General features: G+C 36.1%; 17 protein-coding genes, 1 pseudogene and 1 riboswitch. Of the genes and pseudogenes, 4 read left to right on the top strand and 14 right to left on the bottom strand.

The annotated features are described in order from the left end of the window. The first annotated feature begins 10 nt into the window (after positions 1-10). Positions 11-556, top strand: coding sequence for a transcriptional regulator (locus CER22_RS18350; RefSeq protein WP_088064018.1), 546 nt, complete (start codon positions 11-13; stop codon positions 554-556). Between the two features lie 164 nt (positions 557-720). Here the strand turns inward: CER22_RS18350 and CER22_RS18345 are convergent. Next, positions 721-957 (bottom strand): annotated as a pseudogene (locus CER22_RS18345) (DUF5360 family protein); the annotation flags it as partial. Between the two features lie 49 nt (positions 958-1,006). Between CER22_RS18345 and CER22_RS18340 the strand changes: the two are divergent. Continuing rightward, positions 1,007-1,105 carry a YjcZ family sporulation protein gene (locus CER22_RS18340; protein WP_088064019.1) on the top strand — a complete coding sequence of 33 codons (99 nt, stop codon included), beginning with the start codon at positions 1,007-1,009 and terminating at the stop codon, positions 1,103-1,105. Here the strand turns inward: CER22_RS18340 and CER22_RS18335 are convergent. The 3 genes from CER22_RS18335 to alo form a co-directional block, all read right to left on the bottom strand. Next, entirely contained in the window at positions 1,102-1,827 is a 726-nt protein-coding gene (locus CER22_RS18335) for a DUF7225 domain-containing protein (protein WP_088609317.1), read from the bottom strand. The two genes, CER22_RS18340 and CER22_RS18335, sit on opposite strands and share 4 nt — an antisense overlap. A 768-nt stretch (positions 1,828-2,595) precedes the next feature. Then, positions 2,596-3,825, bottom strand: a complete 1,230-nt coding sequence (locus CER22_RS18325; RefSeq protein ID WP_088064021.1) for a serine hydrolase domain-containing protein — start codon at positions 3,823-3,825, stop codon at positions 2,596-2,598. A 322-nt stretch (positions 3,826-4,147) separates the two neighbouring features. Continuing rightward, positions 4,148-5,686 (bottom strand): anthrolysin O/cereolysin O family cholesterol-dependent cytolysin Alo, encoded by a 1,539-nt coding sequence (gene alo, locus CER22_RS18315; RefSeq protein WP_088064022.1) that lies wholly within the window; start codon positions 5,684-5,686, stop codon positions 4,148-4,150. A 406-nt stretch (positions 5,687-6,092) separates the two neighbouring features. Between alo and CER22_RS18305 the strand changes: the two genes are divergently transcribed. Beyond that, positions 6,093-7,439, top strand: a complete 1,347-nt coding sequence (locus CER22_RS18305) for a short-chain fatty acid transporter (RefSeq protein WP_060487716.1) — start codon at positions 6,093-6,095, stop codon at positions 7,437-7,439. Between the two features lie 40 nt (positions 7,440-7,479). On the opposite strand, the gene CER22_RS18300 is transcribed toward CER22_RS18305, so the two are convergent. From CER22_RS18300 to CER22_RS18285, 4 genes are all read right to left on the bottom strand, one after another. Next, positions 7,480-7,833, bottom strand: a complete 354-nt coding sequence (locus tag CER22_RS18300) for a group-specific protein (protein WP_142293508.1) — start codon at positions 7,831-7,833, stop codon at positions 7,480-7,482. Continuing rightward, positions 7,830-8,405 carry an NAD(P)H-dependent oxidoreductase gene (locus CER22_RS18295; protein ID WP_088609315.1) on the bottom strand — a complete coding sequence of 192 codons (576 nt, stop codon included), beginning with the start codon at positions 8,403-8,405 and terminating at the stop codon, positions 7,830-7,832. The genes CER22_RS18300 and CER22_RS18295 overlap by 4 nt, the downstream gene beginning before the upstream one ends. A 23-nt stretch (positions 8,406-8,428) precedes the next feature. Next, positions 8,429-8,818, bottom strand: coding sequence for an SWIM zinc finger family protein (locus CER22_RS18290; protein ID WP_088609314.1), 390 nt, complete (start codon positions 8,816-8,818; stop codon positions 8,429-8,431). Positions 8,819-9,071: 253 nt separating this feature from the next. After that, positions 9,072-9,389 (bottom strand): hypothetical protein, encoded by a 318-nt coding sequence (locus CER22_RS18285; protein ID WP_002096439.1) that lies wholly within the window; start codon positions 9,387-9,389, stop codon positions 9,072-9,074. Positions 9,390-9,429: 40 nt separating this feature from the next. Continuing rightward, a riboswitch (SAM riboswitch) is annotated at positions 9,430-9,528 on the bottom strand. 122 nt (positions 9,529-9,650) lie between these two features. On the opposite strand from CER22_RS18285, the gene CER22_RS18280 reads away from it, so the two are divergent. After that, the gene (locus CER22_RS18280; RefSeq protein ID WP_000545003.1) at positions 9,651-9,842 is read left to right on the top strand and encodes a hypothetical protein; all 192 of its coding nucleotides are present in this window, start codon (positions 9,651-9,653) and stop codon (positions 9,840-9,842) included. Between the two features lie 32 nt (positions 9,843-9,874). Here the strand turns inward: CER22_RS18280 and CER22_RS18275 are convergent, their stop codons facing one another. From CER22_RS18275 to CER22_RS18250, 6 genes are all read right to left on the bottom strand, one after another. After that, a complete protein-coding gene (locus tag CER22_RS18275; protein ID WP_088064025.1) occupies positions 9,875-10,597 on the bottom strand; it encodes a YwiC-like family protein in 723 nt (240 codons plus the stop codon). A gap of 183 nt (positions 10,598-10,780) precedes the next feature. Further along, a complete protein-coding gene (locus CER22_RS18270; RefSeq protein WP_000044898.1) occupies positions 10,781-11,482 on the bottom strand; it encodes an ECF transporter S component in 702 nt (233 codons plus the stop codon). Further along, positions 11,455-13,116 (bottom strand): ABC transporter ATP-binding protein, encoded by a 1,662-nt coding sequence (locus CER22_RS18265; protein ID WP_106382912.1) that lies wholly within the window; start codon positions 13,114-13,116, stop codon positions 11,455-11,457. The genes CER22_RS18270 and CER22_RS18265 overlap by 28 nt, the downstream gene beginning before the upstream one ends. After that, entirely contained in the window at positions 13,089-13,967 is an 879-nt protein-coding gene (locus tag CER22_RS18260; RefSeq protein ID WP_088064026.1) for an energy-coupling factor transporter transmembrane component T, read from the bottom strand. Before CER22_RS18260 ends, CER22_RS18265 begins: the two co-directional genes overlap by 28 nt. Positions 13,968-13,989: 22 nt before the next feature. Further along, on the bottom strand, positions 13,990-14,817 hold the full coding sequence (locus CER22_RS18255) for a DUF4430 domain-containing protein (RefSeq protein WP_088609313.1): 828 nt from the start codon (positions 14,815-14,817) through the stop codon (positions 13,990-13,992). A gap of 57 nt (positions 14,818-14,874) precedes the next feature. After that, on the bottom strand, positions 14,875-16,150 hold a 1,276-nt coding region (locus CER22_RS18250), incomplete at its 5' end, for a prenyltransferase/squalene oxidase repeat-containing protein (RefSeq protein WP_088609312.1).

Raw genomic sequence — 16,150 nt, 5'->3', positions numbered from 1 at the left:
GTGATATATAGTGAGTAATAAAGTTGAAATCTTAATGCATCCAGTAAGAATGAAAATTTGCCAAGTATTAATGAGAAATAAAGAAGATGGACTAACACCATTAGAAATGGTAAAAATCATTAAAAATGTACCACAAGCAACTCTATATAGACATCTACAAACTATGGTTGATTCTGATATCGTCCATGTAATTAACGAAAAAAAGGTAAAATCTGTTTCTGAAAAATATTACGCAATCAATGAAGAAGATGCAAAAATTGAAGGAAGTGAGTGGAAAGGATTATGTGATGAGGAAAAGTTAAATTACATTTCCTATTACCAATTATCACTTATGACACAATATCAAAGTTACCTTAAAAAATTAGAGGAACAAAACAGTCAAGAAGATAATGCTACTTTTTCTGTAGTGGAATTAAAGCTAGATGAAGAACACTTTATGAACTTTCAAAACGAACTTAATGAATTAATGAATAAATACTACCATACCCAAAGTAAAGGTGACGAAAAAGAGGCTCCTGTTCGGACCGTCGCTATTACAATTATTCCAGAAACGTAAACTAACTCAATATAAATAATACAAGCCGATGTTTCCTATGTTAAGGAAACATCGGCTATTTTCATTTCAAAAATTGTTTAGCTTCTGTTTTAACTTCTGCTGTAAGGCTAGCGAAAAAACTGATCTAGAATTCGAATGTGCTTAAAGCCCCTGTCTTTCTTTTATTAAATGAATTCTTTTCTTTCTTTTCTCATGCTACTGTCATACCGTCCACACTCTCTCCAAACACTTTTTAAAAAGAAGCATGGGTAAACTAATAAATATAAATTAGGAATCCACCAAGAAATATCGAAATCTAAACGGATTGTCCAAAATGCTAGAGCTTGTATTCCTGAACAAAAAGTTAAAATTAATGATAAGAACGCCAAGTGGCTCCAAATATGTTTTTTTTTAGAATGTAATTACATGAGCATACCCCTGTTGTTCCCTCTTATTAAAGGAGGAACTATTATGGGATTTGGTGGTAGTTGCGATTTTGCTGAAGGTTTTACTTTATTAGTTGTATTGTTTATTTTACTAATCATCGTTGGAGCTGCTTGCTTCTGCTAAAAAACTATAAGAAAAGAATTTATATCGACCTCATAATTATTCCCATATGGTCTAAGCGCCGAAAGTTCTTCCTTTGGCCCATAAAATAATACTTTCAACTCATCATCTTTATACTGAACTACAAAGAAGTCATCAAATTGGTCAAATGTGTTTTGATTGATCGTGATAAACCCTTTTTCTTGGGCAGTTGTTTTAACACTTATTCTTCGTCCATCTTTAATGACATCATATCCATGCTGATTCGTCACTTTGGATAGCTCACCATTCGTATAAAGAACACAAAAAGATTCACCTAGACGACCTATAAGATGCCTTAATTCAGTCGCCTTACAACCAAGAACATTCATTTCAAAATATGCCTCATATAACTTTTTAATTTGTGAGATTCCTATTTTATCCTTATCCCCATAGACAAGAAGTTTCCCATTATCCCACTCACCTACAACAGATTCACAATCTGTCCCTTTAGGTTTGTGAAAAACTAATCCTGTATAAGGATAATTTTCACCTACATATCTAAAAGTTTTTTTATTTATATATATAAACAGATTTTTATTAACAGCTCTCCCTTTGTTATAACGGTTATAACAATAATCAGCAGGATTAATACTCCCCGGTTTTGTATTAAATTTTGTTATTAATCTGTCCTTTATCTCTGCAGATGTTACAGTATCGCCTATCTTTTCTTTAAGAGCCTCTATAAATTGCTCATAAATAGTCAATGTAATCCTCTCCTCATGTTTCTCAATAGTTTTAAGCCTAGTAGAACTTGCACTCTATAATTTGGCCTAATTGTAGAATAATATATTTAAAGTTCTTCGTAAATTTTTATAACTTACTATATAAATTTTACATTTAATTAATTAAATTTCATAGACTATTAGAGTAAAATATAAATTGGAGAATTTTATTAAATGCTCAAAATAAAGATAATACTCCATTAAGAGCTCGTTTATTTAGGAAACGTGTCTTTTTTTTATTGGCTTTTTAAATAAGGTAAACGTGAAGAAGCATTATAAAAAGCAGGGCAATAATATTAAATTAACTTCCATTCGAAGGAGTTTAAGCCTTGCCTGAATGACTATAATGACTATTTGGTTGAGCAATCGATATGTTGTGCCGAAACGTCAATATATTAAAAAAGGATCTCTCTTTATCAAGAGAGATCCTTTTTTTACTTCTTCTTCTTTTCTGTCGGTTGGCTTTGTTTAGCGAAATTAGATGAATCATCGAAATTCGGTTGCTTTTTACCAGCATTATTACTTCTACCTTTTCCCATATGTAATGCACCTCCTCTCGTCCTTACTATTCCCAATAAAAAAATCCTCTTGCATCCAAGGGGATTTTTTGTTGTGCTATTATTAATAATGCCCAACTATTACCGCAGTACTTCCAACACGGTCCTATCCTAACTTTTAACCATGGTGTTGATCGTGGCCATCAAGCCTATGATTATCTATCCGTCTTGGCGTTTTCCTTTAAACGATACCCTAGTCTTCGATCGCTTGATAGGTCGTGGTCCAGAAGTCTTGGATAAGATGCGATGGGGCCGGAGTGGACATCCCAACCTGGGTGAACAGAATTCCAATAAACTGTTTATCTGGATCAGCGTAAGCTGAAGTACCGGTTCCACCATCCCAGCCGAATTGACCAATAGACGCGTAGTCTCCAAGATAGGTACGCACCGCCATCCCAAAGCCCCAGCCACCTTGGATCCCTTGTCCGAACGACAAATGGACGTTATTTTTGGCCAAATCGTCTCGGTATACTTGTTGTTCCGGAGTAAGACGGTTGGTGGTCATCAGCTGGACTGCGGGCCTAGACAAGATCCGTTTAGTACCGTGCACCCCTTTATTCAAAAGCATCTGCAAATACGCGTGATAATCGTCGACGGTTCCAAGCAGTCCACCACCGCCTGCTTGGAATGCTGGAGGTTTGCTGTAACGTCCACCCGCCCCCTCATCCCAAACGATGAATTCACCTGTCTGCGGATTGGGGTTGAAGGCTGGTGGAAGCCGATCAATCTTGAGCTGAGGTACGTAGAATCCAGTGTCCTTCATTCCTAGCGGATCGAATATGCGTTCGCGCAAGAACGACTCGAACGTCTGACCCGTGACCCTGGCAACAAGAACGCCGATTACTTCTATACTGATATGATACTGCCACCGCTCTCCGGGCTGATAGCTTAGCGGAAGTGCACCTAGGCGACGCATAAACTCATCTGGATCGGGCATATCCTGACCTGGCGTGTCGAATATCCCACTCTCGAAGAACGCGTTCATGATTGGAGAACCCATCAACGTGAGATCCACTCCGAGCCCGAATGTGGAGGTCAACAAGTCTCGTACAGTGATAGGACGTCGTGCTGGGACGGTCTCTTCTAGCGGGCCATCGGGCTGTTTCAACACTTGTCGGTCGGCGAGTTCCGGTAGCCATTTGTCTACTGGGTCGTCTAAATGCAGTTTGCACTCATCGAGCAGAACCATTACTGGTGAAACTGCGATTGGCTTGCTAGTGGACGCCAATCGAAAAATCGTGTCCCGACGCATTGGTGCACCACCATCATGCCTCATTGTTCCAAGCGCTTCGACATACGTCTCGCCGTTTCGGCTGACTAAGGCGACGAGCCCAGGAATCTTTCCAGAATCAACATGCCGCGCCAATATATTGCGCATTTTGCGCAATCCTGTTTCAGAAAAGCCCTTATTGTTTTGTCCCATTTTGTTCTCCTTTAGTTTAGATTGAGATTTCTAATACATATTGACAATCAATTATTAGTTCTTCAAATAGAAAAATTCCCCTTTTTAATAATTTCGACAAAATGCATTTATATACATTGAGGCACCATGCATCACTATCAACCTAAGATAGGCTACATTTATGGGGATTTAATAATGGGAAATGCAATCATTAATAACATTGATACAGCCATAAAAAAATATGATTACAAGATTTGCGAATTGATTATGATACATCTAAAAACACCGATATTCTTTCAAACAAGTAAAAAAGCGCCCTATAACCAGGGCGCTTTACTCCAACCTAATGACTAATAGTAGCAGTTGGATATAATGTTGTTCCTCCAATTGAAACCTTTATTTCATTTGTTAACGGAACGTTTTGTTCATTAATAATTGTTCTCCACCATTCCCATGCAAGACCTGTACATTCTCTTGCTACAATTTTTATATTTTTTGAATTTGGTGGAAGAGGGATAACTGTAGAGTAATGAGCCGTTTTGTCTTTGCCACTACCTTCCCATGTTTTATGTGTTAATACTTCTTTCCCATTTTGATCAAATGTGAATTCATCCCAAGATACATCAAATTGAGCAACGTAAGCACCGTAATGATCAAGTGTCATTTTAGCACTTGAATATTCTGTAGTTGTCGTCTCGATATAATCTGTATTGTTATGAACAGCAGCAGTTGCATTATCTTTTAAGAAAGTGCTTGTATATGAAATTGGGTATGCTGGATTTTTAAAACTTAATTCAGCATTATCTTTAATGATATTTCGGATTTCATTGAAATCTTTTGTAACAACCTTGTTATGCTCTTTCGCATCTCCGCCTAATACGACAGCAGTAAAGGTACTTTCTTCAAAAATATCTTTATACTGTCCACTCGTTTCGACGCTGTTATTCTTAAGTAAAGCTTTAAAAGCAGCTTGTACATCTTTACTCTTAGATGTGGTTTCTAATTTTACATAAACCGTTCTACCATAAGCTACATTTGAAACCATAACAGGTGGAGCCGCATTACTTACTCCTTTACGAGTTAACTCACCAAAAGTAACACTATTATCAAAGAGATCAGATGGATTGTTTGGTAGTTCAGCACTTACAGTATAAAATATTTGTTTATATGCGGCCACCATCACTTTCTTTTCTCCATTTGCTACCGCATTAAAGTCAATATTTAGACTGTTATCAAGATATTTAGCGTTAACATTAAGAGCACTTGCGATTTGTGATTTACTATAAACCATAGATTCTGTATATTGCATTCTTGCAGGTAACGTATGTGTTGTAGAATACTTTTCATTCCAAGTAGATACTAAATCGTCTACTGCTCCAGCCACATTACCATATGTCGGATTTTGAACAGTGATTGTATTTTCTTTTCTCATACCAGGTAAGTCTATACTAATATTCAAAGGCTTTCTCTTAGCCACTAATAAACTCGGTTGATTGTCTGCAAATGCTTTATTGGCAAGTTGTACAGCTCCTGGATACGTACGATTTACTACAGAATCAATAATCGAAATATCGACTGGTGACGTTGTAAGTGATTTTTTCTCGCGTTCCACTACTACAAATTTACCATTTGAATTGATACTTTCTTTCGGAACAAAACTCTCTACTTTATCACCATTTACAGCTAAAACCTCTTGATTATTGTATTTAAGATTTCCTATACCAGTATCAATACTACTAGCATTTTTAGTTATATCAGTTGCATTACCGGCTTGTGTTTCTGCGAAAGAAATAGATGAATAATTAAGAGTGCATAAACTAACTAATAAACATGCAAGGAACTTTCTTCTCTTGGTACTTTTCTTATTATTCAGAAAAATCACCCCGTTCTTTTTTAGTAAGATATAATAATGATTGATATATGATAGCTAACTAATAACCTTACATAAACGCTTTTAAAAGTTCTTGAACTAAAGGAATTACTCCACCTAAAAATTTTAAAACTGCCATTGCGATTTCCATATTACTTCCTCCTCTTTGCTGTATTAAGATGCGTTGTATATTTATGCTTTCATTATAATAAGCTTTTGCATTTGCATCAATTCATTTTTATATGCAATATTTCATATTGAGGAAAAGCAACTTTTTCTGTCAGGGTGATGGTGGTACTACTCTTCTTGACAATATTTCAATCCCTCCAAAAATATCAGAATTTTCTAATTCTAAAAGGTTATGAACGAATCAACCTCGAATAATTGTAATACATATACATAAGGAGGTTGATCTATTTTGTTTCGTTCTTTTACAAATGGTTGCGTCGCCTTAGTGCAACGTTTCTTGCCAGAGCCGTTTATTTTATCATGTTTATTAACTGTTTTCGTTATTTTCTTCGGCATGTTTGCGACTCACCAAACACCTGTGGAAATGATTAATCACTGGGGTAATGGCATTTGGGGACTACTCGCCTTTTCTATGCAAATGGCACTTGTACTCGTGACAGGATCTGCTTTAGCAAACGCGCCTCTCATTAAAAAAGGATTAACGAAAGCGGCAAAACTACCGAAAACGAATGGACAAGGTATTATTGCCATTTCAATCGTAAGTTTACTAGGGGCATACATAAACTGGGGATTTGGTATTGTTGTATCTGTTTTATATGCAAAAGAAGTAGCACGGCAGCTTGAAGGATTAGACTATAGACTAGCCATTGCCTCTTCTTACTCTGGATTTCTCATTTGGCATGCGGGGCTTTCTGCTTCTATTCCTCTTACGTTAGCAACAGGCGGCGAAACGTTAATTAAAACGACAGCTGGAAGTATTAAAGAAGCGATTCCAATAACAGAAACGTTATTCTCACCATACGCACTTGTACCAGTTATTATTTTTCTCGTTACGATGCCTCTCATTAATAAAGCGATGCATCCAGATGAAAAACATACGATAACGGTAGATCCTAGCGTATTCCATGAAGAAGCTGCCGCGCAAGAAGTAGGAAACAATACATTCGCCGAAAAAATGGAAAATAGCATCATTATTACACTTTGCGTTGGATTGTTAGGTCTCATTTATATTTTCAATTATTTTTATACGAAAGGCTTTAACCTTACGCTAGACATCGTTATTTTTATGTTATTAATTGCTGGACTTATTTTCCACCGTACTCCGATTCAATATATTCGCGCTTTTTCAGACTCTACGAAAAGTGCTTCTGGCATTTTACTTCAATTTCCGTTTTACGCAGGAATTATGGGGATGATGATTGGAGCGAATAGTGAAGGACTTTCACTTGGAGGGGCTATTTCGAATTACTTTATTAGCATTTCAAACGAAACGACTTTCCCGCTCTTTACTTTTTTAAGTGCTGGAATCGTTAATATTTTCGTTCCATCTGGTGGGGGTCAATGGGCTGTGCAAGCACCAATTATGATTCCAGCTGGCGCTGAACTTGGTGTACCTGCCGCAAAAACAGCAATGGCAATTGCGTGGGGCGATGCTTGGACGAATTTGATTCAACCATTCTGGGCATTACCGGCATTAGCGATAGCTGGTTTAGGTGCTCGTGATATTATGGGATTTTGCGTTGTTAACTTACTATATGCAGGATTTATCATTAGTCTATGTTTCTTATTTATTTAAACGAAAAGCTAGTTTTATACTAGCTTTTTTATATAATAAATCACTTATTTCCCACGCAATTTATCACGATCTTCCACTCTATATCCGTAAGCTGTAATGCCTCAAATGCAAAAAAATCTTCACATACTTTTTCAATCAGATGTGGATTTTCCCTCAAGAAATTCCACTGTAACGCTTTAGGAAGAAAATACGTTTCATACTCTTTACTTCCTCTTACTACCTCATCCACTTCTCTTTCACAAATTCCTCTTATTAAATAATCATTTCTTAATTGAATCTGTATTTGTTGAAACGTTTCACTACATTTCTTCAATTGGATTAAGCAATTAATATATGTACGAAAAAGTTCGTTATCATACTGACAACAATTTATAATACGTTCCATTTCATTCATAACGTACGAGCCTTTTCTTCTATTTGTAATAACCATTTTTCCCGCTTCTCTCGTTTACTCGTTTTCACAGATTGAAAAAAAGATCGTTTTACATCGCGAATGCCGCAAAAACGTAAAACACCTCTCTTCATTATAATCCAATCGGCTGATCGATATAGTAGTGCGACGTACCATAACGGTGAGTCTAACGTATTAATTACCCATGCCTTCTTACCTTTCAATAAGCCTTTCGGCAGGGCACCTTCATATTTATAAGCAAAACCAGCTACGAAAATGCGATCAATAAACCCTTTTAAAACAGCTGGCATCCCCCACCACCATATTGGATAAATGAAGAGAAGAGTATCCGCTTCTTCCACTAACGTTCTGTACCGAGCTGTCTCTTCTTCATTTACTAAATCACGTCTTTTCTTCTCCTCATTAAATACAAGGACGGGATCAAATTGTTCCTTATATAAATCAAGTACCGTAACCGAATGATTTGTTTCTTGTAATCCTTTTTGCACATGCTTTAATATCCCCGCATTAAAACTGGAAGGACTAGGATGAGCGTATACAATTAGTACATTCACTACATAACAACTCCCTCTATAAGTTAAAGTTTCCCCTTCTTTAACATCTTCTCTACAATTTGCACGTTTTTCGAACTTTGTAATAAACGATTTAATAATGTAAGTAACTCTTCCTTTTCTAAATCTTTCAGTTTCTCTTTCACCGTACTCTCACCAGCAATTTGAATATCATAAACAACTGCCGCCATATGCTTACAATAATTCTCATATGGACACTCGCAGCTACTTTCTGTAAAATTTTCAAGATCAATCATTACTTCATAGTTTCCTGCATTTCCAGTAACAAAAGCAAATATTTTCTTTTCTTGTATTTCAACATCTTCTACATGTCCTTCTTCATAATATTCATAACCTTTATCCATAATGTACTTAGGAATCCATTTCGTTATATCATTTAGTAAGTAAGCGTACATAACAACACCTCTTCCTTTAATTCCCTTTTGACTTCCAAAACCCTGCATGTTATTCTAATAACTGTCAAATAGCAAGTCTATATGACAAAACGACTGACACCTATTCGGCGGAGGTGTCTCTTTTCATTTGCAGCCGATATGAAGTGCCTCTTTCAGGCACATTCAATCTTTGACACTACACACTCAACACCATTCCCTTGTATCAGGCTGCTTAAGCAGTCTTTTACGCTACATACTCCAAAAAAAAGAGAGCTTAGCTCCCTTTTCCCGCCTTATAAAATACCCCTTTTTCAGTATAGAGATATTCATCAGCTAATGTAATTTTCCCATCCAGTTTCAGTTCATCTAATAGTCTTGATAAATAAAATTGATGTAACATCTTTTTCGTGAATTTTCCTTCATGATGCGAAACGATATGTTCTTGAATATCTAACAATGATATTGGCTTATCTTGCTCTATCATATATTCATAAACTGTACTACGCAGTTTTACGTATTTTTCGAGTGTCACAGTACTTCGCAACCCCTTTCTTCTTAATATAAATTTTCGTAATCGGTTTTTTTGCAACAAAAAAACCTCTCCGATAAGAAGAAGTTACGTATATATCTTCGTCTTATCTCCCAGAACAAATATGTTCTGCTGGAATTAGCACCTGCATCGCGGTTGCTGGGTTTCATCGGGCCAGTCCCTCCACCTCTCTGGATAAGAAAATATTCACTTAATTCTTACTATACGTAATTTCATTCTAATTGTCAAACAAATATAACAAATTATATTTTGTTCCTTACTGTTCATACTATACATATATGAATATGCAAGGAGGATTATGAAATGCACGAAAATGCTCGCGGATATGTCCAAAATTCTTTTCAATCATTACAAGAAGCAAAACATTGTTTAGAAGAAGCGCTACAGACTGTTGAAAAAGATTTTAATCGCGCTCGTATTGAACAATCACTTTATGCGATCGAACAAGCTATTCAACGCTGTGATTACACGGTTCATATTTTAGAACAAGATTGAAAAAACTTCCCATCATAAGGTGGGAAGTTTTTTCAAATGGCATACTTCATAATTATTACCGTTATAATTAAAAAATATACAGAATTAGCAATTTCTAAAACCCCTACTTTTATAATAGAAATTTTTTTGCCATATAACATAATTGCTCGAATGACACTCGGTATAAAAATAAGAGAACACCACGGATTGATAGCAAAGACAATGACTGTTAATACAATATGATACCCCCATGATATAAGACGATACTTCGGGTTATTTTTCTCGCGAATCATCGTTTTTACATAAAATGTACTTCCTAAAAAATATAAAAATGAAATAAGCGCAATAAATAATGCTGTTTTATCTATAAGTTTCATTGAAAAATAATAACTAACTAAACCACCAATACAGAAAACAATAATCGCACTAATGTCATTTAGTAACGCTCTTTCATTTTTTTGACGAGCGTAATACATATTTACAATAAATAATGGAATCATGAATACTACGAATAAAAGAATGCGCCATTCATATAATAGAGAAATCATTCCAAATACGAACGCGATGATAAAATATACAATTGCAGCATGTAAGTACTCTTTTTTTCGTTTTTGCTTTATGTACGTAAGAAATGGATACGTAGCTAAATAGATAAAGAACCAAGCTAAAAACAATGGAATATGATACATAGTAGGTTTCCCAAGCATGACACTTAATAGAAATGGTATAACGAGCATGGCCCATGCACCGTGTTGCTTCGGAATAACTAACTTCATTAACTATACACCTCCCTTTTGAAAGCAGTTCTCACCTACTATTATACAAATAATTTTATATAGTAACGTATATATATTGGACTATTTTTTGACAATAAAAAATGCTCCTTACAATGTGTAAGAAGCATGAAAGAGGCAAACGAATATGTAAGTCGCGACCCTACCTTATATGAGTATGCTTTTCTATGCCATGTTATGCTTATCTAATATGCCGTATTTCTTTTTAAATCTCGTAAGAATCGTAATCCAAGACGTACTAAATAGTAGTAAGAAAATAACATTCGAAATTGCATGACTCAAATCGAAATAAAAACTTGCAATATAATACGAAACGACTGCTTCCCACGTTGCCTCACGTATGAAACCGAGAAGCCCCCATAAGTTCATAATCCAGCCAAATAAAAATCCAACAAACAATCCGTATAGAAGCCTTCCCCATAGCTTTTTCATTAAAAATGTATTACGAAGTAATCCAGCTATAAACCCGATCATGCCCCATGAAAACATTTGCCACGGCGTCCACGGACCTTGCCCTAAAAAGATGTTAGATACGATAGCTGCTGTTGCACCGATCATAAAACCAGTTTCGCTTCCAAACACGATTGCAGAAACGATAATGACAAAAGAAGTCGGTTGTACACTTGGTAAAATAGAAAATGGTACACGGCTAACTGCTGCAATTGCCGCTAACACAGCAACGAGAACAATTTCACGTGAAACAAACGCCTTCCTTTCAAAACGGATATAAAACGGCAACATAATAACAACTAATAAAAACAAACTACTTAACATGTAATAACCATCCATGATAAGTGTAGTAAAGAGTAGTGTGCCTATTATTACTGCAAAAATACATATTATGAATGCAACATATCGTTTGGACACGCTTCGTACACATCCTCCCACGTTAATGCATATGGTAACTCTTTTCGAATAAATCGATTAATAGAGGTTGTATAAAAGAAGTTGCCACTAAAAAATTCTTTCGGTGTGTCATTCATAATGACTGCTCCGTCAAATAACATCATACATTGATCAACGTATTTCGCTGCAAACTCAATATCATGCGTTGCCATTACAATTGTTGTACCTTCTTTTTGCAGCTTTCTAAATAGCTCTCCTACTCTTTCTTTTTTCCACGGATCTAATCCCTTTGTCGGTTCATCAAGTAACAATAAAGTCGGCTTTGATAATAACGTTGTACATAACGCAAGTAGTTGTTGCTCTCCCCCGCTACAATCATGCGGATGGCGTTCTTTAAGCGAATACAACCAAAACTTCTTCAACATATCTTCTGCTATTTCTTTTCCTTGTTTTCCGTATAACTCTCGTGCACGTTCATACACTTCTTCCCACACTGTATCAAATGTAAAATGATAATACGGATGCTGCGATACATACCCGATCCTTTTAAATCGTTCTTTCGAATCAATTTTATGTATCACTTTCCCATTCCACTTTACTTTCCCTCTTCTCGCTTTTTGTAATCCAGTTAAAATCGTTAACAGTGTAGACTTACCTGTACCATTTTTTCCAACGAGAGCTACCCATTTTCCTTTTTCAATCGATACGGTTAAGTCTCGTAAAATAAGTGGACTATTTTTTTCATATTGGAACGAAATATGCTCTGCACTTAAAATGACTTCTCGCTTTTCACTTTGTGCTATTGGCTCATTCACATATGATATCGCTGAAAAATGATTCAGTTTCATTTGCGCTTCTCGCACTGTAAACGGAATATCTTCCGCATTCCATTCTAAAAACAATCTTGGAATTTGCGGAATAAATGGACGGAATTTTTCTACTTCCCACATGTTCGCGATAACCGTTTTAGGATTTCCATCATACACGATTTGACCATTATTCATACAAATAACGCGCGTAGCAAGTGGGATCACTTCATCTAAACGATGTTCACTTAACACAATCGTAATACCAAGTTCTTCGTTAATACGTTTTAACAATCCTAAAAACTCTTTCGCAGCAATGGGATCTAACTGCGCCGTCGGTTCATCTAATAATAATAGTTTTGGCTGCATAACTAGTACCGCAGCCAAATTGACAAGTTGTTTTTGTCCACCAGATAACGTATGAACAGATTGATGCAATAAATCTTGAAATCCTAAGAAGCTAATAAGCTCTGCTATTCGTTTTTGAATAATCTGTGATGGTAACCCGATATTTTCTAAAGAAAATGCTAATTCTTGAATGACCGTATCCATTACGAGCTGATTTTCTGGATTTTGAAATACCATACCAATTTCTTGTGCAGATAATAAATCAGGTACTTCCTCTAATAAAACGTCATCATAAAAAATTTCTCCTGAACGTGTACCGATTGGAAGTAATTCCTTTTTAAAATGTTTCAATAAAGTCGTCTTTCCAGAGCCTGACCCTCCAGCAAGTGCAATAAACTCTCCTTTTTGAATAGAAAGAGAAATATGCTGTAACGCATATTCGTTTTTATCAGCATATACAAATGATAAATTGTTTATTTCTGCATGCGCCACCATATCCATTCCTTTCCTTCCATTATAATTGGTAGACTAATAAACATCATAAATACTCCGAACATCACTCCATCGTATTGCTGAAATAGAATAGATTCGACTTTCGGATAAATGATTAGCTTTCCCCCGCCATACGTATTACATATAATAGCAATGATAAGTAGAATACTTAAATAACTGAGCGTATACCAATCTCGTCTTTCCATTCTATACCGAATATATGTCGTACGCTTCGTTACACCAAATCCACGAGCTTGCATAGAATCTGCTGTTTGCAGCGCATCTTCTAATGAACAAATTAATAATACTTGCAGCAATTGCATACCATTTTTCACCCGTTCTACAATGGAACCTGCGTCTACTTGTACACCTTTCGTTTTTTGAACGAGTGTTATTTTCTGTAATCGCCTCATAAACAAAGGAACAAACCTCACCGTAATCATCGTTAACAATGCTACCTTCGGTGAAATTCTAGAAAACAAATATAAAAATTTATGACTCGAAATAATATCATTATACGAAGCAAACGTAAACATAATCGCAACTAATAATAATCCCATTACTACTCCAAACATAATCGCCTCAAGCTTAATACGGCTATCACCTAACCAAAATAACGTAGTTCGCCCTCTATGTGTTAATAACGAATTAAATAAAATGACCATAAAAAAGAAAACGATTGTGCTCGGTAACATCTTTCTTATCTTTTCACTATTCCCTTGCATTATATTGATTATGACGATTAATAGTATTGCTCCAATTAAAAAAAGAGGATGAAGACACATCATACATAGTATCATCACCCCGATATAATAGAAAAAATTCACAAAAGGATGTAAAGAAGAAAAACTTATTTTCATAGTCCTTTACCGAATGCCTTTCTTATTTTAATACATACACCCACTCAATTGTATCTCCTGGTTTAACTGTTACTACACCTGCACTATGGTTTGGAAACGCACCGTTCACACGATATTTCCATCCACTAGTATCTGTAATATCTTTTTCATATAAATCATTAATACCTTTTACATAAATATCACCTTTAGAGCCCATTGCATCCACATCTAAACCTGTACGCTGCAATACTTTATAAACAGTATCGCCTTCTTGTACATCCATTTTTTTCGCACCTAATAAGTACCCTTTATCACCTTTTACTGAGATAGTGACTTGTTTTGGTTTTGGTATTACTGGATCTGGCACTGGCACTGGCGGTACTGGATCTGGTACCGGTGTTGGTGGCGTTGGTACAGTTGCTTGTTGCTCTTTATTCGGATCAACCTTCTGCTCCTGCTTCGGTGTTTCTTTCGGCTGATTCACAACCTTCGCTTCTTCTTTTATTTCTTGCGCTTTCGGTTGTTTCTCTTCTTGTGCTTTTTGCTGTTCTGGTTGCTTAGTAGCAGGCTGTTCCTGAGGTTTCTCTTCTTTCTTTACTTCCGGTTGTGCCTGTGCCTTTTCTTCTTTCGGCTTCTCTTCTACTTTTTGCTCTTGTTTCTCTTTCTGCTCTTCTTGCTGCTTTTGCTCTTGTTCAGCTTGTTTTTCCTCCGGTTTTTCTTCCGGTTTCGCTTCATCTTTTTTCTCTTCTTGTTTTGCTACCTCTTCTTGCTTTGGTTCTACTTTCTTCTCAGGCTTTACAGCTGCCTCTTCACACCCGGCAAGTAGCCCAAGTGAAAGCATTAAAGAAATAAACCATTTCATCTTACTCATGTTGTCTCTCACCTTTCATATTAAAAATTAGGAGCAAATGATTGCTCCTAATTTTTGTTAAGCTGCTTTACGTCTCCATAATACATATGCAGAAGCAATACATAATACACCCATACCTACTTCTGTAGCTGCACTATGAGAAGATGCTCCTGTTTTTGGTAACGTGCTACCGTTTCCTGACTTTTTGCTTTTAACCGGTTCGTTATCGACAACAACTTTTAGCGTGTCATCTTTCGTTTCTTGTTGTACTTGTTTTTGTTCTTCTGGTTGCTCAGTAACTTCTTTTTCTACTACAATATTTTCTGCATCCACATTTGGTTTCGTATCAATTTCAGGAACAGATACAGTTGACCAGTCATAAATCGATTTCCCAAGATCTTTAAACTGAAGTAAAGCTAAGAATGCTTGCTCTGTAGCCATTCCGCTACCGTTTTGATCACTTGGTAACCATTTGAATTCACCATTTGGAAGTTGGTATGACAGTAGATTTTGCATTGCCTTATGTAGACGATTTTGATCTACATCTTGTACAAGAGATAATCCAATAATTGCTTGTGCAACACTATTAGAATTTTCTTGTCCATCAGCAGAAAAACCACCGTTTTCTAGCTGTTCGTTATATAAATAGGCAACAGCCTTTTGCACAGCGGGTTTCACATCTTCTCGTTCTTGATAAGGAGCTAATGCTGATAAAACCATACCTGTTACATCAACGCTACTAGCACTGTCTTTACTGCTTGCGCTATCGTAAGTCCAGCCACCATCTGTATGCTGTGAGTTTAAAAGCGCATCTACTAAAGCAACTCGATTCCATTTTGAATTCACTGGCACTTCATATTTCTTCGTATCAAATGCAAGTAAAGCAAATGTATAACCTGTAACAGAATTCACTTTATCTGATTCGTACAATTTTTGAACTAAATTATGTTCGCCAACCTTTGTAGGGTCTGCTTGCATTGCATTCATCATAATAATCGTTCTAGCTAAATCTGTCGCTGAAAAACGGTTAATGCGCTTTTCTACTTTTTCAGTTACTGACTTAACATAATTTAATTTCGCCTCAATTGGAACATTCTTTCCAGAACGAGAAAGGCCTAAAGCTACCCAATCACTTTCAATTCCATCTTGTAACATCTTTTCAGATGTCTTAAAAATCGCTTCATTTACTTGCGCTACTGGAACTTGAATGTTCTCTTGCTTTGGTTGTTCTACCTTTTCATCATTTGTTTTTGGTTCTTCTGGTTTTTCTTGTTTGGGATCATCTGTCTTTGGTTCTTCTGGTTTTTCTTGTTTTGGATCATCCGTTTTTGGTTCTTCTGGTTTTTCTTGTTTT

This window comes from Bacillus sp. K2I17, from assembly GCF_002209985.1.
GTDB classification, from domain to species: Bacteria; Bacillota; Bacilli; order Bacillales; family Bacillaceae_G; genus Bacillus_A; species Bacillus_A wiedmannii.
This window is presented reverse-complemented; position numbering and strand designations above follow the sequence as displayed.

Excerpts from the sequence above, each read along its gene's own strand:
- CER22_RS18340 (WP_088064019.1), top strand. The coding sequence starts at position 1,007 with ATGGGATTTGGTGGTAGTTGCGATTTTGCTGAAGGTTTTACTTTATTA.
- CER22_RS18325 (WP_088064021.1), bottom strand. The coding sequence starts at position 3,825 with ATGGGACAAAACAATAAGGGCTTTTCTGAAACAGGATTGCGCAAAATG.
- CER22_RS18300 (WP_142293508.1), bottom strand. The coding sequence starts at position 7,833 with ATGAATGAAATGGAACGTATTATAAATTGTTGTCAGTATGATAACGAA.
- CER22_RS18290 (WP_088609314.1), bottom strand. The coding sequence starts at position 8,818 with ATGTACGCTTACTTACTAAATGATATAACGAAATGGATTCCTAAGTAC.
- CER22_RS18280 (WP_000545003.1), top strand. The coding sequence starts at position 9,651 with ATGCACGAAAATGCTCGCGGATATGTCCAAAATTCTTTTCAATCATTA.
- CER22_RS18275 (WP_088064025.1), bottom strand. The coding sequence starts at position 10,597 with ATGAAGTTAGTTATTCCGAAGCAACACGGTGCATGGGCCATGCTCGTT.
- CER22_RS18265 (WP_106382912.1), bottom strand. The coding sequence starts at position 13,116 with ATGGATATGGTGGCGCATGCAGAAATAAACAATTTATCATTTGTATAT.
- CER22_RS18260 (WP_088064026.1), bottom strand. The coding sequence starts at position 13,967 with ATGAAAATAAGTTTTTCTTCTTTACATCCTTTTGTGAATTTTTTCTAT.
- CER22_RS18255 (WP_088609313.1), bottom strand. The coding sequence starts at position 14,817 with ATGAGTAAGATGAAATGGTTTATTTCTTTAATGCTTTCACTTGGGCTA.